Source organism: Amycolatopsis umgeniensis, from assembly GCF_014205155.1.
Classification (GTDB): Bacteria; Actinomycetota; Actinomycetes; order Mycobacteriales; family Pseudonocardiaceae; genus Amycolatopsis; species Amycolatopsis umgeniensis.
This window is the reverse complement of sequence record NZ_JACHMX010000001.1, coordinates 478,441-501,290: the sequence shown is the minus strand read 5'-3', so window position 1 is coordinate 501,290 and position 22,850 is coordinate 478,441. Positions and strand designations below refer to the sequence as shown.

The 22,850-nt window shown below is 67.8% G+C and carries 17 protein-coding genes; 7 read left to right on the top strand and 10 right to left on the bottom strand.

Translation table 11 applies throughout. From position 1 onward, the window contains the following. The first annotated feature begins 48 nt into the window (after positions 1-48). Positions 49-645 (top strand): TetR/AcrR family transcriptional regulator, encoded by a 597-nt coding sequence (locus HDA45_RS02165; protein ID WP_184891627.1) that lies wholly within the window; start codon positions 49-51, stop codon positions 643-645. Here HDA45_RS02165 and HDA45_RS02160 read toward each other — a convergent pair. Continuing rightward, positions 642-2,024, bottom strand: coding sequence for a cytochrome P450 (locus HDA45_RS02160; RefSeq protein WP_184891626.1), 1,383 nt, complete (start codon positions 2,022-2,024; stop codon positions 642-644). The two genes, HDA45_RS02165 and HDA45_RS02160, sit on opposite strands and share 4 nt — an antisense overlap. 90 nt (positions 2,025-2,114) lie before the next feature. Here HDA45_RS02160 and HDA45_RS02155 point away from each other — a divergent pair, with 90 nt between their 5' ends. Further along, complete coding sequence (locus tag HDA45_RS02155; protein WP_184891625.1) at positions 2,115-2,711, top strand: TetR/AcrR family transcriptional regulator; 597 nt, start codon at positions 2,115-2,117, stop codon at positions 2,709-2,711. On the opposite strand, the gene HDA45_RS02150 is transcribed toward HDA45_RS02155, so the two are convergent. Next, a complete protein-coding gene (locus HDA45_RS02150) occupies positions 2,629-3,423 on the bottom strand; it encodes a glycosyltransferase (protein ID WP_184891624.1) in 795 nt (264 codons plus the stop codon). The two genes, HDA45_RS02155 and HDA45_RS02150, sit on opposite strands and share 83 nt — an antisense overlap. A gap of 10 nt (positions 3,424-3,433) precedes the next feature. Next, entirely contained in the window at positions 3,434-4,063 is a 630-nt protein-coding gene (locus tag HDA45_RS02145; RefSeq protein WP_184891623.1) for a class I SAM-dependent DNA methyltransferase, read from the bottom strand. Positions 4,064-4,216: 153 nt separating this feature from the next. On the opposite strand from HDA45_RS02145, the gene HDA45_RS02140 reads away from it, so the two are divergent. Beyond that, positions 4,217-4,561: an MmcQ/YjbR family DNA-binding protein gene (locus HDA45_RS02140; protein WP_184891622.1), complete on the top strand. Its 345-nt coding sequence runs from the start codon at positions 4,217-4,219 to the stop codon at positions 4,559-4,561. Between the two features lie 1,004 nt (positions 4,562-5,565). Here the strand turns inward: HDA45_RS02140 and HDA45_RS02135 are convergent. Together HDA45_RS02135 and abc-f are read right to left on the bottom strand one after the other, a co-directional pair. Continuing rightward, positions 5,566-6,825, bottom strand: coding sequence for a DUF222 domain-containing protein (locus HDA45_RS02135; RefSeq protein WP_184905209.1), 1,260 nt, complete (start codon positions 6,823-6,825; stop codon positions 5,566-5,568). 410 nt (positions 6,826-7,235) lie between these two features. After that, positions 7,236-8,855, bottom strand: a complete 1,620-nt coding sequence (gene abc-f / locus HDA45_RS02130) for a ribosomal protection-like ABC-F family protein (RefSeq protein WP_184891621.1) — start codon at positions 8,853-8,855, stop codon at positions 7,236-7,238. A 493-nt stretch (positions 8,856-9,348) separates the two neighbouring features. Here abc-f and HDA45_RS02125 point away from each other — a divergent pair, with 493 nt between their 5' ends. Further along, on the top strand, positions 9,349-10,674 hold the full coding sequence (locus HDA45_RS02125) for a hypothetical protein (RefSeq protein WP_184891620.1): 1,326 nt from the start codon (positions 9,349-9,351) through the stop codon (positions 10,672-10,674). 52 nt (positions 10,675-10,726) lie between these two features. Here HDA45_RS02125 and HDA45_RS02120 read toward each other — a convergent pair whose 3' ends face one another. The 4 genes from HDA45_RS02120 to HDA45_RS02105 are packed head-to-tail and all read right to left on the bottom strand — an operon-like array spanning position 10,727 to position 15,230. Further along, positions 10,727-12,136 (bottom strand): GH1 family beta-glucosidase, encoded by a 1,410-nt coding sequence (locus tag HDA45_RS02120; RefSeq protein ID WP_378317891.1) that lies wholly within the window; start codon positions 12,134-12,136, stop codon positions 10,727-10,729. Then, complete coding sequence (locus HDA45_RS02115) at positions 12,133-12,948, bottom strand: carbohydrate ABC transporter permease (RefSeq protein ID WP_184891619.1); 816 nt, start codon at positions 12,946-12,948, stop codon at positions 12,133-12,135. The genes HDA45_RS02120 and HDA45_RS02115 overlap by 4 nt, the downstream gene beginning before the upstream one ends. Next, positions 12,945-13,925 (bottom strand): carbohydrate ABC transporter permease, encoded by a 981-nt coding sequence (locus tag HDA45_RS02110; protein WP_184891618.1) that lies wholly within the window; start codon positions 13,923-13,925, stop codon positions 12,945-12,947. Before HDA45_RS02110 ends, HDA45_RS02115 begins: the two co-directional genes overlap by 4 nt. Before the next feature lie 3 nt (positions 13,926-13,928). Further along, a complete protein-coding gene (locus tag HDA45_RS02105) occupies positions 13,929-15,230 on the bottom strand; it encodes an extracellular solute-binding protein (protein WP_184891617.1) in 1,302 nt (433 codons plus the stop codon). Between the two features lie 177 nt (positions 15,231-15,407). Here HDA45_RS02105 and HDA45_RS02100 point away from each other — a divergent pair, with 177 nt between their 5' ends. The 3 genes from HDA45_RS02100 (at position 15,408) to HDA45_RS02090 (ending at position 21,520) form a co-directional block, all read left to right on the top strand. Further along, positions 15,408-16,454 (top strand): substrate-binding domain-containing protein, encoded by a 1,047-nt coding sequence (locus HDA45_RS02100; RefSeq protein ID WP_184891616.1) that lies wholly within the window; start codon positions 15,408-15,410, stop codon positions 16,452-16,454. A gap of 108 nt (positions 16,455-16,562) precedes the next feature. Then, positions 16,563-17,576, top strand: a complete 1,014-nt coding sequence (locus HDA45_RS02095) for a LacI family DNA-binding transcriptional regulator (protein WP_184891615.1) — start codon at positions 16,563-16,565, stop codon at positions 17,574-17,576. A 194-nt stretch (positions 17,577-17,770) separates the two neighbouring features. Then, positions 17,771-21,520: a glycoside hydrolase family 2 TIM barrel-domain containing protein gene (locus tag HDA45_RS02090; RefSeq protein ID WP_184891614.1), complete on the top strand. Its 3,750-nt coding sequence runs from the start codon at positions 17,771-17,773 to the stop codon at positions 21,518-21,520. A 58-nt stretch (positions 21,521-21,578) separates the two neighbouring features. Here HDA45_RS02090 and HDA45_RS02085 read toward each other — a convergent pair whose 3' ends face one another. Beyond that, positions 21,579-22,769, bottom strand: coding sequence for a YbiU family protein (locus HDA45_RS02085; RefSeq protein ID WP_221470987.1), 1,191 nt, complete (start codon positions 22,767-22,769; stop codon positions 21,579-21,581). Between the last annotated feature and the right edge of the window lie 81 nt (positions 22,770-22,850).

The following is a 22,850-nucleotide window of genomic DNA, read 5'->3' as shown; positions in this document are numbered from 1 at the left end:
GCACGGTAGCTGTCGTGCCCGCCCGCGCCGACCGGTACTGTGGTCCGCATGCCCGCCGCGAACTCGCAGCCCCCCAGGGTGCGCTCCGGCAACCAGCGCGACGAAGCCGCCCGCCTCGCCGTGCTCCATGCCGCGGACGACCTGCTCGTCGAGCACGGCTTCGCCCGGCTGACCATCGAGGCGATCGCGCGCCGGGCGGGCGTCGCCAAGCAGACGATCTACCGCTGGTGGCCGTCGAAGGTCGAGATCCTGCTCGACACGCTCATCGAGGACAGCGAAAAGCGCTTCCCCGTCCCGGTGGAGAAGTCCACAGAGGACAGTATCCGCGGCTACTTCCGCGGTTTCGCACGCTTCGTCACCCGAGACCCGGCGGGCAAGGTCCTGCTCGCTCTCATCGCCGAGGCGCAGCACAACCCCGAAACGGCCAGGAGCCTCCACAGCCGCTATCTCGATCCGCGTCGCGAGCTGGAGCGTGACCTCCTCACGCGCGGAATCGAGGCCGGTGAGGTCTCACCGAGGCTCGACCTCGACGCCACGATCGACGCCGTCGTCGGCCCGGTCGTCTACCGGGCATTGACGGGGGCGAGCGTTCCCCGCGGTCTGGTGGACGCCCTCTTCGACGAGCTGCTCAAGCCCGGCGCCTAGGGAGCCGCCCCCACCTCCGCGCGTTCGCGGAGGGAGACGTCGAGTTTGAAGCCCTTCGGCTTCAGCGTCAGCAGCTCCTGCACTTCCAGCTGGTAGGACGGGTCTCCGCGCAGGTCGTAGCGGCTCAGCAGCATGCCGAGGACCAGCGTCGCCTCGTGCAGGGCGAACTGCCGACCGATGCAGGCGCGCTCTCCGGTGCCGAAAGGCTTGTAGACGTGCGCCGGACGGGCACGGTTGCGATCCGGGGCGAAGCGGTCGGGGTCGAACGCCTCGGGGTCTTCTCCCCAGACGGGGTCGCGGTGCAGTGCCGGGATGAGGACGAGCGCCCACTGCCCCTTCCGCACCTGGTACGTGTCGCCGACGACGGTGTCCACCTGTGCCTGGCGCGCGAACGCGGGAGCTGTCGGCCAGAGTCGGAGCGCCTCGTCGAGCACTCGCCGGACGTAGCGGAGCTTGGCGACCTCCTCGTAGGACGGATCCGGGTTCTCGCCCCAGACCTTGTCCACTTCGGACCGCGCGCGGGCGAGGACGTCCGGGTTCCGGGCGAGGTAGTAGAGGGCGAACGACAGCGCGCCCGACGTGGTCTCGTGCCCGGCCACGAGGAAGGTGATGATCTGGTTCCGGATGTTGACCTCGTCCAGCGCCTCGCCCGTGCTCGGCTGCGTGGTGTTGAGCATGAGCCCGAGCAGGTCTTCGGTGCTCGTGTCGCCCCTGCGTGCTTCGACGACCTCGTCGACCACCGAGTGGAGGAAGGCCAGGTCGGCCTCGTTGCGCTTGTTCGCCTTGCGGCTGAGCAGCGGGCCGATGACCGGCGGCTGGATCGCCGTTCGCTGCGCGTGCCGCAGCGTGCGGACCATCGCGGCGACGAACGGATGCGGTTCGGCGCGTTCGAACGACGAGAAGCTGTAGCCGAACCCCGTCTGCCCGATGGTCTCCAGCGTCAGCTTCGTCATGTCGTCCGCGACGTCGACCTCGCCGCCTCGATCCCACGTGCCCAGCAGTTCGCGGGTGATCGCCAGCATCGTCGGGTGGTAGCGCTGCATGGCGTTGCGGCTGAACGCGGGCGCGAGGATCTCGTGCGCGCGCCGCCAGTTCGGCTCCTCGTTGTGCGCGGTGAACAGCCCGTCGCCGCCGAGTGGGCGCAGGTTCGAGATCGCGGGCGTGACGTGCTTCGCGAACCGTTTCTCGTCGGAGAGGTCGGCGACCATCCCGGCGCCGTGGACGAACACGATCCGGCGTCCGAACACCTTGCGCTCGAAGACGGGGCCCAGTTCGGCGGCGTGCCGCATCGAGTCCTGGACCGGGGTCTTCGGTGACACGCCGAGCACGTCGCCGATCAGCGGGATCCGGCGCGGGGGATGGGGGAGAGCGGTGGCCATCGGGCCCCTCCAGGTGAGCACTGTTGAATCGGCATCCAATAGCGAGAGTGGCGTGTTACTGAACTCGTGTCAAGTAAGTACGATGCTCGAATGGCGCCGAGTGCTTCCGGAAGGCCCCGCAGCAGGCTGAGCACCGCCGAGCGGCGGGAACAGCTGCTGAGGATCGGTGCCCGCCTGTTCGCGGAGCGGCCGTACGACGACGTGTGGATCGAGCAGGTCGCGGACATCGCCGAGGTGTCCCGAGGGCTGCTCTACCACTACTTCCCGACGAAACGGGACTTCGTCACCGAGGTCATCAAGGCCGAGGGCGAACGCCTGCTCGCCATGACCAGGACGGATCCCACGCTGCCCGTCGCGGAGCAGTTGCTGTCGGGACTCGACGCGTATCTCCGCTACGTCGAAGCGAACGAGGACGGGTACCGGGCGCTGCACGCGGGTACGGCCATCGCGGTCGACGACGTCCGGGACGTCCTGGACAACAATTTCGCCGAACAGGGACGCCGGATCCTGGCGGTCCTGTGCCCGGACGCCGAGCCGCCGGAGACCCTGAGGGTGATCGTCCGCGGCTGGCTGGCCTTCGTCGTCGCGGTCTGCCTCGACTGGCTCAAGTACCGGCGGCTGACCCGGGATCAGACCCGCGATCTGTGTGCGAAGGCGCTGTTGGACATCGTCGTCGTGCCAACATGATCTCGGCGCGCTCCTCGATCAGTTTCATCCGCGCGAGCCGTTCCGCGTCGTCGTTGTGCGCGGCGGACGCGGTGACCTGACCCGGCCATTTCCGGTAGTACATACCGCAGGTGGCCACGAAGTACCCGTCGGAAGAGGCGTTCGCGGCGAGGACCAGCCCGGTGTCCTCCGACGCGGGCAGCGCCATCCAGCCGCCGAGTTCCAGCAGCAGTTCGCGGCGGATGCACAGCGTCCCGGCCACCACCGAAGACACGTAGCCGTTGTGTTGCCAGTACCGGAGGATCGCGCCGCATTCGATCGGCCCTTCCTCGGGATCGCTGTCGACGCCGGCCGTGGTCCCGTCCGGGAACAGGTCGAGGACGCGGCAGGTGGTCCAGCCGATCGCGGGATCCTCGAGCGCCGCGATGTCCCGCACGAGCGCGCCAGGCGCCAGGACGTCGTCCGCGTCGAGCGCCTTGATCAGCTCCCCGGAGGCGCGGGACAGCGCCATCATTCGCGCGACCCCAGGGCCGCCTCGGCGGCCGGAACCAGGGAGGACTCGTCCGTCGGTGGGGAGCACGCCGTCGAGCAGACCGGTCTCGCCGTCTTCCTGCACCAACCACTCCCAGGCCCAGCCCGGCGGGAGTTCCTGCGCGGCGAGGGACTCGTACGCCTCGGTCAAATACGGGAGGCTCGGCGGGTGGACCGGGGTGATCACGCTGATGACCGGCATGAACGCAACGCTAACCCGGGCGACGCGCCGTGATCAGCAGGTGTTCCTCCGGAGGCGTCCCCGGCTCGTCCGCGGTGAAGAGCTCCGAATGTGTCCCGATGACCTCGAGCCCGGCCGCCCCGACCCGCCGCACGAGGTCATCCGGCGCGAAACTGGTCTCGAGGAAGGTGCGGCCGAAGAACTCCGCCGGCACGTCCTCGGCGTCCCGAGGCACGGTGACCAGGGCGAACAGGCCGCCGGGCACCAGCCAGCGCGCGACATGGGCAAGCACGGCCTCGGTGTCCTTGCGCGGCATCTGCAGGAACGGGAAGAAGGCGCAAACCGCCTCCCAGGACTCGGGCGGCGAGGTCCATTCGCGCACGTCGGCGTGGACGAAGGTGGCGTCGGGGACCTGCTCGCGGGCGATGTCGATCATCACCTGCGACACGTCGAGCCCGGTCACCCGATGACCGGCGGCGGACAGCTTCTCCGCGACGGGCCTGCCCGTTCCGCTGCCGATGTCGAGCACCCTCGACGACGGCGGCAGCGCGTCCACCAGCTGCCGCACCGCCTTGTCGACCACCGGTGCCCGCCCGAAGGCGTCCTCGTAGGCGGAACCGATGGCGTCGAACAGTTCCGCCGCCGTGACCGGACGGTCCATTCCGCAGCTCCCCAGGTCGAGTGGACTCACCGCGAACCTACCGCCTCGGGAGGGGTGGCGTCGAACCTTTGTCCACTTCGGACAGTCGGCCCGGGCTCCCGGCCCCGTCGGCCGGTTCGCTTAGACTGTGGCCGCCGAGTTGGGGGGTTTCAGGTGAGTGTGCGGAGTGACGAGTTCCACCGGATGCTGGAGACGCTCGCGGACGTCCAGCGTTCCGACGCGACCGAGTGGGAGTCGTACAGCGTTCGTGGCAAGCGGTTCGGGTACTACTGGCCGCGGACCCAGACCGTCGGCTTGAAGCAGACCCTGTCCGAGCAGGAAGCGCTCGTCGCCGAGCGGCCGGACGTCTTCGAAGTGCAGTTCACTTCCGGGGGCTTCGGCTGGGTGGTGGTCCAGCTCGACGGTATCGAGTCCGACGAGCTGATCGAACTCGTCTACGAGGCCTGGCGGCTGTCCGCCCCGGACGAACTCGTCGAGCAGGTTCCGCCGCCCTGCTGAGCGTTTGTTGACGCGCGTCACTGTTTTCGGCCGGAACATTTCGAGCGGTGGTGCGTTGTAGAGGGTGTCGGTACGGATGGTGCCCCCGGGCCTCAACCTCCGCCTTCATGGAATACCGGTTCGGCCGGAGCCATGTCGTGCCATTCGCCGAGAGGCGGCCCTCCGTATCGACGTTCTGCTCCCGCTTCCGCTCGCAGGTAACCCCCAGGCCTTCGCTGAGCGGGAGCGGGTCTTTTGTTTACGGCTGTTCCCGCATTCGTGTGTTGACGCGGGTCACAGCGGTCAGGGCTTGGTGTGGGGGAACATTTCGAGCGGTCGTGCGTTGTAGAGAGTGTCGGTACGGATGGTGCCCCCGGGCCTCAACCTCCGCCTTCATGGAATACCGGTTCGGCCGGAGCCATGTCGTGCCACTCGCCGAGAGGCGGCCCACCGTATCGGCCATAAACTCCCGCTTCTGCTCGCAGGAACCCCCAGCCTTCGCTGAGCGGAAGCGGGACCTTTTCTTTTGTCGTGGTGACCAACGCGTTGAGTCTTTCTCTGGCGGCGTTTGATCGGTTCGGGGTTTCCTCTCGGTGGGCCTCGCGGCGGCTGTCTGGGGATTTCTGCCAAGGGGCCCGTCTCCGGCGTGGGTGGCGGGCTTCTCGGGTCATGCGGTGGTGGAAGCCGCAGAGGTTCCGGAGATTCGTGGGCCGCCTGGTCGCGGATGTTGAGGAGGTGACGTTGGGTTGGGGTGACGAGCCGCTTCAGCCGTCCCACGTCCAGTGGCTCACCTGCCGCGTTCATCACGATGGGGAGTATGAGGCGGCCATGGTTCCGACGAAGTCCTAGTCGCGATCGGGTGTGCTTCTGTCGGAGGATCGGCTTTCGCGGCCTCCGGGTGGTTGTGAGTGGTGAGTCGGGTTCTGGCGGACCGGTATTTGGTTGTCGGCTGGGTCTGGCCTTGTGTGGGTGGTGTGGGCATGCCGAGGGGCCCGTCGCCGGTGGGGGTGGCGGGCTCCTCGGGGTTATGCGGTGGCGCGGTGGAGGGTGTTGCGCCGGGGTTTTCGTAGCGGGTCCAGGTATTGGGGTGGGATGAACTCCGGTAACCCGTCGGCTGCCATCCGGACTTGCCAGTCCCCGTGGTGAATCAGGCGGTGGTGGAAACCGCAGAGCAACACCAGGTTCCGGAGATCCGTGGGCCCGCCGTCTGCCCAATGATCAATATGATGGGCGTGACAGTTCCGCGGCCGCCGATGACAGCCGGGGAACGCGCAGCCCCCGTCACGGATGTTGAGGGCTCGGCGTTGCGCTGGGGTGACGAACCGCTTCAACCGTCCCACATCCAGCGGCTCCCCAGCCGCGTTCATCACGATCGGCAACATCAGGCAGTCGCAGGCGGCCATGCGTGCTTCGCGGGCGGTCATTTTTCCGACGAAGTCTACGCAGGCGGTGCCGAGCCCGGTCTTGAGTTCCTCGAGCCCGATGGTCACGTGGATCAGGGTGCGGTAGCCGTTGGTGCCGGGCTGGTCGGGGCAGGCGACCGCGAGGTCCAGGAGTTCGGCCCAGGCGTCGCCTTGGCGTTCGGCTGTGGTGCGTAGATCGGCTTGGCCGGATTCGTCGATCGGGCGTGGTGCCGCGTAGGCCTCGAGGGCGGCGGCGGTGCGGGCACCGAGTTCGTCGTCGAGGAGGCCGTTCAGTGTCCAGAACCCGTCCTTGCGGCGCTCCAGGGTGACTTCACGGCTGGGTTGCTTGGGTTCGGGGTCTTTGGGTTCGTTCCCATCAGGGTCGAGCCACGCGAGCAGGTTGTCCCCGAGCTTCGACACCTGCCGAGGACCGGCGTCCCGCGCCAGATCAGCGAGAGTCTTCTCCGCACACTCCCGATCCTCCACCGACACATCCGACGGAATCCGAGCCAGAATCTCCAGGATCTGCTTGATCCGTTCACTCCCGATAGCGCCCTCGGCGGCAGCCGCACCCGTAGCGGGAGCCACCGCCGGAACCTCCGTGTCGTCCAGTGCTCGGGTCGGGTTCAGCGCGATCGCCTGACTCACGATCGGACCGGCCTCGCCCCGCGACAACCCGGCCACGTCAGCGAACCACGCTGCTGTACTGCCGTAGCCGTAGAGGTCTTTCGCGCCCCGGGACTCGATCTCCGCCAGATACCGCCCCAACCCGGCGGAGGCGATCCGCATCATCTGCAGGAACTGCAGCACGCCATGGGCAAGCTCCAGCTTGCCGGCACGCCACAGCTCCTGCGGCAGTTCGGGAAGAAAGGTCTCGGACACCCCACAACAATACCGCACATCTGTCGAACAGGTGTTCGTAATTTTAAGCAACAACACAACCGGCGCATTCACCACTGACGGGTGAATCCGCCAGAATCACGCCGCTATCCGGCGCGACACCGAGCAACGACCATCGTATTTAGTCGACTAGATGCGCAATGGCTGCCTTGCTTCGTAGGGTGGCGTGAGTGTTAGAACCGTCCTTGACGCTCACGTCCGCCACCCGCCACCGGCGGATTCAGCACTGACGGGTGAATCCGCCAGAATCACGCCGCTATCCGGCGCGACACCGAGCAACGACCATCGTATTTAGTCGACTAGATGCGCAATGGCTGCCTTGCTTCGTAGGGTGGCGTGAGTGTTAGAACCGTCCCTAACACTCACGTCCGCCACACACCGCCGGCGCAATCTCAGGACTCCACGAGAACCCCGCCGGCCAACCGCACCCGCCGATCCACCTTGATCTCGGTCAGGAACCGCTCATCGTGGCTCACGACCACGAAAGCCCCCTGATACGCCCCGAGCGCGCTCTCCAGCTGCCCGACGCTGACCAAGTCGAGATTGTTCGTCGGTTCGTCCAGTAAAAGCAGCTGAGGCGCGGGCTCGGCGAACAGGACGCAGGCCAGGGTGGCTCGCAGTCGCTCACCCCCGGACAGCACGCCGACGGGGAGCTGGCTGCGCGCGCCCCGGAACAGGAACCGGGCGAGCAGCGTCATCCGTTGCGACTCGGGGAGGCCGGGGGCGAACGCCGCGAAGTTCTCGGCGATGGTCCGGTCCAGGTTCAGTAGGTCCAGCCGTTGCGAGAGGTACGCGATCCGGCCTTCGGCTCGCTTCAGTACGCCGCCGTCGGGCTCCAGATCTCCGTTGAGCACCCGCAGGAGCGTCGACTTGCCGGTGCCGTTGCCACCGGTCAGTGCGATCCGCTCGGGACCGCGGATCGTCAGGTCGACTCCTTCGCCCGCGAAGACGTTTCGGCCGTCGTAGCGGACTTGGAGGTGCTCACCGTGGAACATCGTGCGTCCTGCCGGGACGTTGGTACCCGGCAGGATCAGCGAGATCTTCTGATCGTCGCGAAGGGACCGTTCGGCCTCGTCGAGGCGGTTCTTCGCGTCGCTGACCCGCGCGGCGTGCGTCTCGTTCGCCTTGCCCGCGGACTCCTGGGCGTTGCGTTTCATGGTCCCGGCGAAGATCTTCGGCAGGCCGGCGTTGCCGAGGTTGCGGGCCGCGTTGCCCGCTCGCCGGTCGGCTCGTTCCCTGGCTTGCTGCATCTCCCGCTTCTCGCGTTTCACCTGTTGTTCGGCGCTGCGGACATTGCGTTCGGCGACTTCTTGTTCGGCCTTGACCGCCGCTTCGTACTGGGTGAAGTTTCCGCCGTGGTAACGGAGATCGCCGCGGTCGAGTTCGGCGATCCGGTCCATCCGGTCGAGCAGTTCCCGGTCGTGACTCACCAGCAGCAGGCAACCGGACCAGTCTTCGAGCACGCCGTAGAGCTTGCGGCGGGCGTCGAGGTCGAGGTTGTTGGTCGGTTCGTCCAGCAGCAGGATGTCGGGCCGTTTCAGCAGCTGCGCGGCCAGGCCCAGGGAGATGATCTGCCCGCCGCTCAACGTGCGCAGGCTCCGCTCCAGCGAGATGCCGTCGAGGCCGAGCCTGTCGAGCTGGGCGCGGGTGCGCTCCTCGATGTCCCAATCGTTGCCGATGGTGGTGAAGTGCTCGTCGCTCGCGTCGCCGGACTCGATGGCGCTCAGGGCCGCGAGCTGTGGTGCGATGCCCAACACCTCGGCCACGTTCAGGTCGGCGGTGAGCGGCAGCGACTGCGGCAGGTAGCCGAGGACGCCCTGCGCCGAGACCGACCCGGAGACCGGCCGCAGCTCGCCGGCGATCAGTTTGAGAAGCGTGCTCTTGCCCGCCCCGTTGGGCGCGACGAGGCCGGTGCGGCCACCGGGCACGGTGAAGGACAGGTCGTCGAAGACAGGGGTGTCATCCGGCCAGGAGAAGGACAAGGCGGATACGACGACAAAGGCGTCTGACATGGAATGACCTCGTGAAAGACAGCGGGCGCGTCAAGGCAGCACCGCGGTGGACGTGGCTTGGAGGGGACGACAAAGAGGCCACCTCGGCATCATTGCCGGTGGCCTGGCAACTCCGGCTCACCCGGAGATGTCGTCTTCACCTGCCACGTCTGGTCTCCACGTTCGTTGATCGGCTACCCGTCCACCATAACAAGATCGGCCGGCGTCCGCTCGGGGATCCCGCCGTGCAGATGCGAAATGCGGGCCGATGTGCCGTGTACAACGCGATGAACGGCGATTCGGATTCGCGCGGATACGATTTCCGTTTCTTTGTTTTGACCGCGAAGGTTTCCGGTGAGCGGTACCCGCGATGAATGTGATGTGATGTCGATCATATCAATTGAGGGCGTGTGAGCGGCACTTCTAATGTTCGTCGAGTGACGGTTTCGTGACTGGGGGTTCCAGCCGCCGCGAGATCGTCATCGCCCATTTCTTCGATCCGAGAGGTTCTTTGATGACGCCCAGCGCAAGATCCCGAAGACGAGTCGCGACCACGGTAATCGCACTGGGGGCGTTCGCCCTGGTCGCTCCGCCGGCGCAGGCCGCCGAAGTCGCCGTTCCTTGTGACGCCGCCGCGCTGGTCCAAGCGGTCGCCACGGCCAGCGCCGGCTTCGGGCCGAACACGCTTTCCCTGGCGGCGAACTGCGTTTACACCCTCACCGCGGCCGCCGATGCCGGCCAGAGTGCCGGGCTGCCCTTGATCAGGGGAAAGCTCACCATCAACGGCAACCATGCCACCATCGCCCGTGCTCAGGACGCTCCCCAGTTCCGGATCATCTCGAACTGGGGCGACCTGACTCTGCACGAGATCACGATCGCCGGCGGTCACGCTCCCGACGGTGTCGGCGTCAACGCCTATGGACAGCCGAATCCGGGGAACTCGGGCGGCGGCATCGACAACTGGGGCCCACTGACCATCACCGACAGCGTCATCACCGGCAACACCGCGGGCTCGGGTGCTCCTGGTCCCGACGCCACCGCCACCACCGGCGCGAGTGACGGTGGCAGAGGAGGTTCCGGCGGTGGTATCAGTTCCTACGGTTCCCCACCGGTGACAGTGGCGATCACGAGTAGCTCGATCCGCGGCAATTCCTCCGGCGCCGGTGGCCGGGGCGGTGACGGCGCGGCCGCCAAACCGGGTGGACGGGGTGGCTCGGGCGGTTTCGGGGGCGGTGTCGACGCGCTCAGCGGCACCGTCCTGCGGATGGACGGCGGCGGTATCACCGGCAACATCGCCGGGAACGGTGGTCAGGGTGGTGCGGGAGGCGTCGATGGCGGCTCGGGCGGATCCGGTGGCAGCGGCGGTGTGGCCGGCGGCGTGATGATGTCGACCAGCAGAGGTGTGCTGCTGAATCCGGTCATCACCGGTAGCGACATCTCCGGAAACCAGGCGGGTCGCGGGGGCGACGCCGGTGTCGCGGGGCCGGGTGGCTACGCCGGAATGTCCGGCTATGGAGGCAGGGGCGGCGGGCTCAGCGTCTTCAGCGACAGTCTCACCCTCGACGGCACGAAGGTCGGCGACAACGCCGCGGGTGAGCCGGGAGCAGGCTCCTGGCCCTCACCCGCGTCCGCCGGGGGCATCTACACGCTCGATGGACACGTCACGCTGGTGAACGGGGCCGCGGTGAGCGGTAACCGGCCCGACAACTGCTCTTCCGTCGCGGACGTACCCGGTTGCGTCAACGGGTTCCACGCCGCTCGTGCCCCGCGAGCCCTCGAGTCCGACGGCTTGGACCGGCGGGCCGAGGAACGGGCAGCGGCTTCGGTGAAGCGCGGGTAAGCGACCTGCGGGGTCCTTTCCGGACGAAAGGACCCCGCAGGACACCCGGCCGTCAGCTCAGCCCGTTGAGGCTGATCGCCCGTGCGTACCAGAGCGCGCTTTGTTTCGGTGTCCGCCGCTGGGTCGCGTAGTCGACGTGCACGAGGCCGAACCGCTTGGCGTACCCCTCGGCCCATTCGAAGTTGTCGAGCAGCGACCAATAGAAGTACCCGCGCAGGTCGACGCCCGCCTCGATCGCCTCGTACGCGGCGCGCAGATGCGAGTCGAGGAAGGCGATCCGATCGGTGTCCGCGATGTCCCCGCCGATCAGGGCGTCCGGGTAGGAAGCGCCGTTTTCGGTGATGTAGAGCGGAATCGGCCGGTAGTCGCGGTGCACTCGCAGCAGGCATTCGGTGAGCCGCGAGGGTTGCACCTCCCAGCCGGAGTCGGTGCGCGGTGCCGCTTCGTCCGGGACGAAATGGACGTCGGGGACGCCGAGCCAGTCGGGGCCCGCCGGTTCGCTGCCGGGCAGGGGAGTCCCGGCGACGTGGTAGCCGCGGTAGTAGTTGATGCCCAGCCAGTCGATCGGCGCCGCGATCGTGGCCAGGTCCCCTTCCCTCACCAGGTCTTCGAAACCGAGCGGGGCCAGGTCGGCCACCAGATCGGCGGGGTACGAGCCACGCAGCACCGGGTCCAGGAAGAGCCGGTTCTGCAGACCGTCGACCCGGCGGGCCGCCTCGGCGTCCACAGTGGACGAAGAATCGTTCGCCGACACCGGATACAGGTTCAGCGTGATCCCCGAGGACGCCGCCGGAGCGTGCCGTCGCAGGACGTCCATCGCGAGTCCGTGGCCCAGTAGGAGATGGTGCGCGGCGGCGACGGCGGCGCGAGGCTCCTGCCGCCCTGGAGCGTGGATCCCGCCCGCGTAGCCCAGCATCGCGGCACACCACGGCTCGTTCAGCGTGGACCAGTTCGCCACCCGGTCGCCCAGCCGCGCCACGACCGTTTCGGCGTACTCGGCGAACCGGAAGGCGGTCTCGCGCGAGGCCCAGCCGCCCTCGTCTTCCAGTGCCTGGGGGAGATCCCAGTGATACAGCGTCGCCCAGGGTTGGACACCGGCTTCGAGGAGCCTGTCGACGAGCCGGTCGTAGAAAGCGAGCCCGCGCGGATTCGGTTCACCGCCGTCGGGCCGGATCCGCGGCCACGACAAGGAGAACCGGTACGCGCCGAGCCCGAGCCGCCGCATCAGGTCGACGTCTTCGGCGTAGCGCCGGTAGTGGTCGGCGCCCGGTTCGCCGGTGTCGCCGCCGACGACGGCGCCGGGGCGGCGGGCGAAGACGTCCCAGATCGAATCGGTCCGCCCGTCGGCGGCCGTGGCCCCTTCGACCTGGAAGGCCGCGGTGGCGGCGCCCCACACGAATCCGGGCGGGAACAGCAGCGCGGTCTTCGCCCGGACACTGTCGGGATGAGCGGACATGGTCACCCTTTCACGGCACCTTGCATGATCCCGGCCACGATCTGGCGGCCGAGGAGGAGGAAGACGATGAGGATCGGGATGGTGGCCAAGGTGGTTCCGGCCAGCACCAGTGAATAGTCGACGTAGTAACCGCTCTGCAGCTTCTCCAGTGCCAGCTGGACGGTGGGGTTGCCGGCGTCCAGCACCACGAGCGGCCAGAGGAAGTCGTTCCACGACGTCATGAACGTGAACATCGCCAGGATCGCCGCCGCCGGGCGGACGGCGGGCAGGCAGACGTTCCAGAAGATCCGGATCATGCTGCAGCCGTCGACCCGCGCCGCCTCGATCAGTTCGTACGGCACCGCGTCCACCGTGTACTGACGCATCCAGAAGACGCCGAAAGCGGTCACCAGGTTGGGCACGATCACCGCCTGCAGCCCGCCCGCCCAGCCGAACTCCGACATCGCCATGAACAGCGGGATGATGCCGAGCTGGGTCGGGACGGCGAGGGTGATGACGATGAACACGAACAACCCGTTCCGGCCGCGGAACCGCAGTTTGGCGAACGCGAACCCGGCCAGCGACGAGAACAGCACCGTGGTGAGGGTGACCGTGCCGGACACGAGCAGGCTGTTCGCGAGCGCCTTCCAGAACGGCACCGTGTCGAACACCCGCGCCGCGTTGGCGAAGAAGTTCCCGCCGGGCAGGAAGGGCGGGACGCGTTCGGTGAGCATCCCGCTGTCCCGGCTGGCGACCAGGAACGACCAGTAGAACGGGAAAAGCGAGCCCAGTACGAAGATCGTGAGCACGATGTAGGTGGACCGGCGTGGTTTGGTCATTTCTTCTTCACCGCCGCGAGCCTGCCGGTGAGGAAGAAGTTGACCAGCGCGATCAGCACGATGATCACGAACAGCACCCACGCGATCGCCGAGGCGTAGCCGAGTTCGTAGTTCTCGAAGGCCGTTTGGTACAGGTACAGCGTCACGGTCTGGAACTGGTTGGACGAACCGCCGTTGTTCGACCCCGGCATGGCGTCGAACAGCTTGGGCTCGGTGAAGATCTGCAGCCCGCCGATCGTCGAGGTGATCGTGACGAAGACCAGCGTCGGCTTCAGCAACGGGAGCGTGATGCTGAAGAACCGGCGTGCCGTGCCCGCGCCGTCGATGAGGGCGGCCTCGTGCAGTTCCTTGGGAATCGCCTGCATCGCCGCGAGGACGATCAGCGCGTTGTACCCGGTCCAGCGCCAGTTCACCATGATCGCGATCGCGGCGTGGCTGCTGAACCGCCCGGCCTGCCAGTCGACCGGGTCGAGGCCGAGGGTCTGCAGCAGACCGTTGACCAGGCCGTACTTCGGTCCGAACAGATTCGCGAAGATGATCCCGAGCGCCACCAGGCTGGCGGCGTAGGGGAGCAGGACACCGACGCGCCATCCGGTCGCTCCGCGCAGCCTGGCGCTGAGCAACGCGGCCAGGAGCACCGCGATGATCAGCTGGGGAACGCTGGAGAGCAGGAAGATGCTGACGGTGTTCTCGAGCGCGTTCCAGAACTGCGTGTCGGCGAACAGTTCCTTGAAGTTGTCGAGCCCGATGAAGTCCGGGGCGTCGTCACCCGCCTCCCAGCTGAACAGCGACACGTACGCCGTGTAGAGCAGCGGGAACAACCCGACGATCCCGAACACGAGGAAGAACGGGGCGATGTAGAGGTACGGCGAGACCTTGACGTCCCACCGGCTCAGCCGGTGACGGAGGGTGGGCCGGGGCGGTGTGCGCGCCCCGGCCTCATTCCCTTCCGGCGCGATCTTGTCGACGACGGTCATCGGTCAGCGCGTGATCTTCTTCGCGGCGTCGAGCAGTTGCGTCCAGCCCTCGTCCGCGGACTTGCCCTGTTCGACGGCCTGCAGTGCCGGGCTCGAGGCGTTCTCCTGGATCTGGCCGTCGCCCGGGCCCTTGTACTGGGGCTTCGCGACCTTCTTGGCCTGCTCGGCGAACAACTGGCCGATCTTGGCGCCGCCGAAGTAGGCGTCGGTCTCGCCCAGCAGCGCCGGGTCCTCCAGCGCCTTGACCTGGCTCGGGAAGGTGCCCTTCGCCTGGAACGCCTTGATCTGCTGCTCGGGCGCGGTCAGCCAGGCGGCGAGTTCGGCCGCCTCCTTCGGATGCTTCGACTGCGTGGGCACGGTCAGGTACGAGCCGCCCCAGTTCCCGCCGCCGCCGGGGAAGGCCGCGGTGACCGCCCATTTGCCCGCGTTCTCCGGACCGGAGTGCTCCTCGATCACGCCGAGCATCCACGCGGGGCACACCTTGGTCGCGAACGCGCCCTGCTTGAACCCGGAGTTCCACTCGTTGCTGAACGCGGTCAGCTTGGCCGACTGTCCTTTCGAGACGGCGCCGGTCACCTTGGTCCAGGCGTCCTTGATGCCCTGGTTCGTTTCGAGCGCCAGCTTGTCGTCGGTGCCGAGGTAGCCGGTGGGCAGCTGGTTGACCATGGCGTTGAAGTTCTGCGCCGCCGAGTCGAACCACGCCTTCCCGCCGGTCTTGGACACGTACTGGTCGCCCGCGGCGAAGTAGCTGTCCCAGGTCGCGAACAGCGGCTTGACCGCTTCGGGGTCGGTCGGAAGCCCGGCCGCGGCGAGCATGTCCTCGCGGTAGCACATGGCCAGCGGACCGATATCGGTTCCGTAGCCGATGACCTTGCCGTCCTTGGTCTTCGCCGCGTCGTACTTCCAGCCGAGCCAGCGCCCGGGGGAGGCGTCCGCCGGGCCGATCTCGGGCAGGTCGTTGAACTTCGAGCCCTTGTCGAGGACGTTCGACAGGTGCCCCTCCTCGACAGCGGTGACGTCGGCGAGGCCGGAGCCCGCCGCCAGCTTCGTGATCAGGTCCTGGTGGTACGGCCCGCCCTGGCCGGTCTTGCGGTGGGTGATCTTGATGTTCGGGTGCAGCCGTTCGTATTCGGGAATGAGCTCCTCGTAGCCGAACTCGGTGAACGTCGCCAGTGACAGCTCGACCTTCGCGTTCGGGTCCGACGCGGCGGGTGCCCCGCCGTCGTCACCCCCGCACGCCGCCAGGCCGAACGCCGTCATCGTGATACCCAGTGCCAGCACCAGGCCGTTCCGGATGGTTCTCACGTGTCCTACCCCTTGCCGATGACCGGAAAAATGGGAGCGCTCCCAGGATGCGCCGAGTTTGTCGCCAAGGTAGAGCCGTGTCAAGGGCTTGTAATGAGAGCGTTTCCATCAGGGGAGCGCTCTCAGTGCTCCGGGCCGCCGGACACTAAGCTGGGGGTGTCCGGATGACACTGAAGGGTGAAGGTGACGCGGGTGGGGCCTCGACCAGGGGAAGACGGCCGGCCGACGCTGGAAGACGTCGCCGCGTCCGCCGGGGTCAGCCGTTCGACGGCGTCCCGGGCGTTGAACGACGACGGCTACGTCAGCGCGCGTTCCCGGGAGAAGGTGCAGGCCGCGGCCAGGGAACTCGGCTACTCGCCGAACCAGGCGGCCCGGTCGCTGGTGACGAAGCGGACCGGTGCGGTCGCGGTCGTGCTGTCGGAGCCGGAGGCGCGGCTGCTCGACGACCCGTACCGCACCGCGGTCATGCGGGCGGGCTACCGCGAGCTGGCCGACATCGGCTGTCAGATGGTCTTGATCTTCAGCGATACCCGGGAGGACCTCGACCGCACGGTGCGGTTCCTGGACGGCGGGCACGTCGACGGCGTGCTGGTGTTCGCGCCGCACCGCACCGACCCGTTGCCCAAGGCGTTGCGGCAGTTGAGGATCCCGGTGGTGTACGGCGGGCAGGCGGCCGGGCTCAAACGCGGTGTCCACGTCGTCGACTTCGACAACGAGGGCGGCGCGAAGCTGGCTGTCGCGCATCTGGTCGAAGCGGGTCACCGCCGGATCGCGACGATCGCGGGTCCGCAGGACCAGAGCGCGGCGATAGACCGGCTTTCCGGCTGGCGCAAGACCCTGCTCGACGCCGGACTCGACCCGGCAGACCTGGTCGAGGAGGGCGACTTCACCCTGACCGGCGGGGCGAAGGCGATGGCGAACCTGCTCGCGCGGCGCCCCGACCTCGACGCGGTCTTCGTGGCCAGCGACATGATGGCCCTCGGCGCGCTCCGCACCCTGCATTCCGCCGGACGGCGGATCCCGTCGGACGTCGCCGTCGTCAGCTTCGACGACAACGCGACGCTGGCACCGGAGATGGATCCGCCGCTGACGTCGGTCCACCAGGATCCGCGGGAGCAGGTCCACGCGATGGTCGAGACGCTGCTCGCAGTGATGGACGATCGGGAACTCAAGCCACGCCAACGGATCTTGCCGGTCTCGCTCACGCATCGCGCCTCCAGCTGAGCCGGGCTTCCGTGACCCGACTGTGACTCGGGGAGCGCTTGACCAAGGTCGTGTTATCGCTAACACTTGCGGCACTCGTGACACGGTACCGGCAGGGAGAGACACGCGATGGCGCGCGAAACCGCCGAGGGCAAGCAGGCCAGTCTCACCGACGTGGCCGCGCTCGCGGGCGTTTCGCATATGACGGTCTCCCGGGTCGTCAACGGCACCGGACCGGTCCGCGCCGAGACCCGGGTCCGGGTCAACGCCGCCATCGAGCAGTTGGACTATCGGCCGAACTCGGTCGCCCGCGCACTGGTCACCGGCCGTTCGGGCACGCTCGGCGTGGTCGCGCTGGAGGTCAACCTCTACGGGCCGGCCAGCACGCTGAGCGGGATCGAACACGCCGCCCGCGAGGCCGGGTACGCGACGACCATCACCAGCATCAGCCGTCCGGGCCGCTCGTCGATCACCGACGCGGTGGAGCGCCTGCGACGGCAGGCGGTCGAGGGCATCGTCGTGATCGCGCCGCACGTCACCGCGGGCAAGGCGTTGGAGGCGGCGCCCAGTGACGTGCCGCTCGTCGCGGTCGGCGGCGGGGGAAAGGCGCCGGTGCCGGTGATCTCGGTCGACCAGTACGACGGCGCACGTCGCGCCACCGAGCACCTTCTCGGGCTCGGGCACGAGACCGTCTGGCATGTGGCCGGACCCGAAGACTGGCTGGAGGCGCTCGACCGTGAGCGCGGCTGGCGGGAGACCCTGCGGCGGCACGGCGCGCGGATCCCGCCGGTCGTCCGGGGTGACTGGAGTGCGCGTTCCGGGTACGCGGCGGGGCGATCCCTCGTCGGCGAAAAAAGGCTGGACGCGGTGTTCGTGGCCAACGACCAGATGGCCCTCGGTTTCCTCCGCGCCTGCACCGAGGCCGGGGTGAATGTGCCCGGGGAGATGCGCGTGGTCGGCTTCGACGACGTGCCGGAGGCGGCCTACTACACACCGCCGCTGACGACGGTGCGCCAGGACTTCGTCGAAGTCGGCAGGCGCACGTTCGACCTGCTCCGCCGCCGGATGAACGGCGGTGAGGAACGCGCCCGTGACCTGGTGGTTCCCGAGTTGATCGTGCGGGAGAGCACGGGCATTTCGTAAGCCCGATGCCTGAACGCAGGGTGCTTCACGATAAATTGTTAGCGCTAACAGTACGGAGAAGATGTGCGCTTGATTCCGCCACCTGTTCGGCCTACGACCTTGGAAGGATCTTGGTCTTCCGTCCCGGGGTCGTGGTGCGAGATCGTCAACGTTGTCAGCTCCCTGCTCAGCTGAACCCCTGGAGGTCGAACGCAGTGCTGCGAACACGCCCCATGGTCCTGGTCCTGGCGGTTCTCGCCGGTTCCCTGGTCGCGGCCGGAGCACCGGCCGCGGCCGGTGGCCCACCAGGAGACGTCCAGTCCTATCTCGACGATCCACGAAAGGTGGCGGAAGGACAGGAGCCGCCGCACGCCTTCCTGAAGCCGTACGCGGACATCTCCGCCGCCGCCCGCCGCGACGAACGCAGTCCGTACACGATGTCGCTCGACGGCAAGTGGCGGATCGCGATGGCGGACAACCCGTCCCAGGTCCAGGCCGGTTTTCACGAGGACGGCTACGACGCGTCACGCTGGCGCGAGGTCTCCGTGCCGCATACGTGGCAGACGGACGGCCTGGACCACCCGATCTTCCGCAACATCGCCACCGAGATCCAGCCCGACGATCCGCCGCGCGTCCCGCGTGACGTCAACCCGACAGGCGCCTACGTCCGCGACTTCCCGTTGCCCGCGGACTGGACGAAGAACAGGACATTCCTGCGCTTCGACGGCGTCACCTCGGCGTACTTCGTCTGGGTTAACGGGAAGTACATCGGCTACGACCAGGGCGGGTACACGCCGGCGGAGTTCGACATCTCGTCCGCGCTGCGGCCGGGGCCGAACCGGATCGCCGTACAGGTGCATCGCTGGAGCGCGGGGGCGTACCTCGAGGACGTCGACCAGTGGCGGTACTCCGGCATCTTCCGGTCGGTGACCCTGCACTCGGCGCCCGGGACGTTCATCCAGGACGTCGGGCTGACGACCGACCTCGACGCGACCTATACCGACGCCACTCTCAAGGCCGCGGTCGAGGTCGCCGCCAAACCCGGCGGAACGACGGGCAGGCACCGCGTCGGCCTGAGCCTGCGTGACGCGGCGGGCAAGGAGGTCGGGACGACGAGCGGGGAGGTCGACGCGGGCGGCAAGACCGCGTTGGGCCTGCCTGTCCGCAACCCCGCGAAGTGGACGGACGAGACGCCGAACCTGTACACGGCCGTCCTCACACTGACCGCGCCCGACGGCCGCGTCACCCACATCACCAGTGAGACGGTCGGTTTCCGCGAGATCGAGATCCGCGACAAACAGTTGCTGGTCAACGGGAAGCGAGTGCTGTTCAAGGGCGTCAACCGCGCGGAGACCGATCCGGATCACGGTCGGTACGTGCCCCGGAAGGCGCAGGAACGTGACGTCGCGCTGATGAAGCAGCTCAACGTCAACGCCGTCCGCACCTCGCACTATCCGTCCGACCCGTACTTCTACGAACTGGCCGACCGGCACGGGCTCTGGATCGACGACGAGATCGACATCGAGACCCACAACCACGAGAACTGCGCGAGTTACTGCCAGGCGAACGACCCGGCCTGGCGGGACGCGTTCTTCGACCGCATGATCGGCATGGTCGAGCGGGACAAGAACCACCCGAGTGTCTTCCTGTGGGACACCGGCAACGAAGCGGGTCTCGGCGCGCATCACTTCGCGCTGGCGGAATGGCTCGACGCGAACGAGCCCACCCGGCCGATCTACCACCAGTCCAACAGTCCTGACGGCGACGCTCCTTTCGCGGACGTCTGGGGGCCGCGCTATCCGTCTCCGGAGAAATTCGAGGAACAGGCGAAGAACACCACCAAACCGCTGATCTTCGGCGAGTACGCCCACGCGATGGGCAACAGTCTGGGGAACTTCCGGGAGTTCTGGGACACCATCCGCGCGAACCCCCAGACCCAGGGCGGGTTCATCTGGGACTGGGCGGAGCAGAACATCCGGCAACGGATCCGGACCACGCCGGATTCTTCGGGCAACAACATCTCGGCGCATGTGACCGGGAAACCGGATCTGGTCGAAGGGCATCGCGGCAAGGCGCTGGGACTGTCCGGTTTGGACGATTTCGTCGAGGTCTACCGCGACCGGAAGCTCGACATCACCGGCAAGGCGCTCACCCTCGACGCTTGGGTGAAGCCGGGGAAGTGGACCGGCGACTTCCGCATCCTCGGCAAGGGCGATCACCAGTACGCGCTCAAGATGAAGACGCAGGACACCCTGGAGTTCTTCATCCACAGTGGAACGTGGCAGGCGGTCCAGGCCAAGGTGCCCGCCGACTTCTACGGCAACTGGCACCGGGTGAGCGGTACCTACGACGGCACGGCCCTACGGCTCTACCTCGACGGCAAGGAGATCGGGAGCAAACCGTTCACCGGCGGGATCGACTCGTCGTCGGCGGAGGTCAACATCGGCCGCGACTTCGAGACGTCGTGGAACGATCCGTCGAGCATCGGGTGGATGGGACGCGGCGCCGTCGATGATGTCCGCATCTACGACAAGCCGCTTTCCGCCGCGGAGTTGTCCGGTGGCACTCCGGCAGGCGGCGCGCTGCTGGCCCTGGACTTCGACAGCGTCACCGATCGCGGGAGTCACCTCTCCTACGGGTCGAGTCTGTCCGGTGTGGACGGTCTGATCGGTTCGGACCGTTCGGCGCAGCCGGAAACCGCGCAGATGGCGTGGGCGCATCAGCCGCTCAGGTTCGCCTACTCCGGCGGTGCTCTGTCGGTGACCAACGAGCGGCAGTTCAAGGGCACCGACGAGCTGAACCTGCGATGGCGGGTACAGGAGGGCTCCCGGATCGTCGCGCGCGGCGAACAGCCGTTGCGGGTCGGTGCCGCGTCGACCGGGAAGATCTACTTGCCGGTTCCGGCGAATCCGGGCGATCGCGAGCGGTTCCTCACCGTCGAAGCGGTGACGACCCAGGGCGAGCCGATGCTCGCGCGGGGGCACGTCCTGGCGCACGATCAGTTCTCCTTGGGCGGCAAGCGGGTTCCCGGCCTGGACCGGACGCCGCTCGACGGGAAGTCCGTCGATGTCGTCGAGGACACGGCTTCGGTGACCACGACCGCGGCGGGTGTCACGTACAAAGTGGACAAGGCCACGGGCGCGCTGACGTCGATCCGGCACCAGGGCAAGGAGTTGCTGACGGCGGGTCCGAAGCTCGACGCGTGGCGGGCGCCGATCAGCAACGAGACCTTCGCCTGGGGCCGGGCCGAGGGCGAGGACTGGCGCAAGGCCGGGCTGGACCGGTTGAAGACCACGGTCACGGGTGTCCGTGTCGAGAAGGACGGGACGCGAAGCGCGAAGGTGATCGTGGACAGCCGGGTCGCGGCGCCCGACGTCACCGGGGCGTGGTTCGACCAGACGATGACCTACACCGTCGACCGGACCGGGACGCTGAGCCTCGGCAACAAGGTGGTGCCGCAGGGCAGCGTGCGCACTTTGCCGTACCTGCCCAGGATCGGCGTCTCACTCGCCGTTCCGGACCGCTACGACCGGTTCGCCTGGTACGGGCGGAAGGCCGAGAGCTACGTCGACCGCAAGGACGGGACGCCGATCGGCGTGCAGTCGAGCACGGTGGACGAACAGTACGTCGAGTACCACCGGCCGCAGGACCACGGTAACCACACCGACAGCCGGTGGGCGCTGCTCACCGACGGCCGGACCGGTGGCCTGCTGGTCGGGGGAGCGAACGACGTCAGCGTGACGCCGTTCGACGATCTCGACCGGGCGGCGTACCCGTTCCAGTTGCAGCGCAACAAGGGCTGGTTCACGCTGCACGCGAGCCACGCGGTGACCGGCGTCGGGGACACGCCCAACCCGGTGCGGGAACGCAGTCAGGTCCAGCAGGACCGCACCTACGAGTACACGCTTTCGCTGCGTCCCCTGACGTCGCAGGAAGCGCGGGCGGGGGTGCCGACAGGCGGCTGACCTTCGGCCTCGTGGGTGGCAGGGACGGTTCTAACCCGTCCCTGCCACTCACGAGGTTTCACACCCAGCCGGCTTCGTAGTTCTCGGGCGCGAAATCGCCCGGGCTCGCACCGGTGCGAAATGCTTCTTCGCACTGCGCGGCGTATGCGGCGTTCTTCTCGCAATGCGGGCTCGCGGCGATGTACATGACGTTGCCCCAGCCCTGCTGGTCTTCGACTCCGGCGACGGAATGGATCACGTCACCGTGCCACCAGACGGTGTCACCGGGCTCGACTTCGGGGATCGGTGTGAGCGCGGGCAGCAACGGCGCGTGCCAGCGTTCGTTCACCGGCAGGGCTTCCCCGTTCGCCGATCCGCAGAGATCGTCCTCGGCGACGTCGTCCTGGAGGGCGCGCAGCAGCAGGTAGACCATCGCGGACGGGATCGGGACGGCGTGCAGGACACCCTCGGTGGGCCGCATGTCGGACAACGCCGTCCAGCCCTGGAAGGTGCGGAACGCCGAGCACATGACGGTGGAGGGGAACTCGTGGACGTCGGTGCGGTAGGCCCCGTCCCACGGGTCGTACGCGTCGATGTCGCCGTCGAAGACATGGCGGAAGACGTTCTGATAAGCGGGAAGCAGCCACCGTTCGACCGAGCCGGAATCGGTGTGCGGTGACAGGCCGCGGGAGGTCGCGCCGGGGGCACGGCGGCGGACGCGATCGGGGTAGGCGGTGTCGCGAGTGGGGTCGAACCACACCCGGCCCTCGGATTCGTGCTTCCAGAAGCCGTTGAGGAACCCGCGTACCGCGACCATGTTGGCGTCTTCCCGCGCCTCCAGCTGCGGCCGGGACCAGTAGATCGGGAAGATCGCGGGCTTGCTCGCGGCGAGACCGCCGAACACGCCGTCGTCGATACGACGATACGCCTTCTCGAAGTCGTTGCGCTCCAGGTAGTCCGCCAGTTCGCGGTCCCACGCCTCGGCCCGCGCGCGAGGGAAGGTGTTCTTGACGACCGCGCAGCCGCGGCGCCGGACGGCCGCGACGAGATGGTCCGGCACGGTGCCTTCGGCGACGTCCTCGAATCGGATGACCGGCCAAATCTCTTGGCCGCTTTCGCGGAGGGCGACGATCTCGGCGACCTCGGCGCGCATCAGTTCCTCGGCCCTGGCGAACGCGGCCGCGACATCGCCGATACGGGCGCGGAGCCGTGCCTTGGTCTCGCGGATGGCGGCGGGGACGTCCGCGGGGAGTTCGGTGGTCAGGATCATCGCTGAACCTCCGGTGATTTGGTAAGGTCACCTAACTAGAACCGTCCTGTCAAGGTAGACCGGCGGAAGAGGGGAGCGCAA

Excerpts from the sequence above, each read along its gene's own strand:
- HDA45_RS02160 (WP_184891626.1), bottom strand. The coding sequence starts at position 2,024 with ATGGCCACCGCTCTCCCCCATCCCCCGCGCCGGATCCCGCTGATCGGC.
- HDA45_RS02165 (WP_184891627.1), top strand. The coding sequence starts at position 49 with ATGCCCGCCGCGAACTCGCAGCCCCCCAGGGTGCGCTCCGGCAACCAG.
- HDA45_RS02155 (WP_184891625.1), top strand. The coding sequence starts at position 2,115 with ATGGCGCCGAGTGCTTCCGGAAGGCCCCGCAGCAGGCTGAGCACCGCC.
- HDA45_RS02125 (WP_184891620.1), top strand. The coding sequence starts at position 9,349 with ATGACGCCCAGCGCAAGATCCCGAAGACGAGTCGCGACCACGGTAATC.
- HDA45_RS02110 (WP_184891618.1), bottom strand. The coding sequence starts at position 13,925 with ATGACCGTCGTCGACAAGATCGCGCCGGAAGGGAATGAGGCCGGGGCG.
- HDA45_RS02145 (WP_184891623.1), bottom strand. The coding sequence starts at position 4,063 with ATGGACCGTCCGGTCACGGCGGCGGAACTGTTCGACGCCATCGGTTCC.
- HDA45_RS02085 (WP_221470987.1), bottom strand. The coding sequence starts at position 22,769 with ATGATCCTGACCACCGAACTCCCCGCGGACGTCCCCGCCGCCATCCGC.
- abc-f (WP_184891621.1), bottom strand. The coding sequence starts at position 8,855 with ATGTCAGACGCCTTTGTCGTCGTATCCGCCTTGTCCTTCTCCTGGCCG.
- HDA45_RS02095 (WP_184891615.1), top strand. The coding sequence starts at position 16,563 with ATGGCGCGCGAAACCGCCGAGGGCAAGCAGGCCAGTCTCACCGACGTG.
- HDA45_RS02115 (WP_184891619.1), bottom strand. The coding sequence starts at position 12,948 with ATGACCAAACCACGCCGGTCCACCTACATCGTGCTCACGATCTTCGTA.
- HDA45_RS02150 (WP_184891624.1), bottom strand. The coding sequence starts at position 3,423 with ATGCCGGTCATCAGCGTGATCACCCCGGTCCACCCGCCGAGCCTCCCG.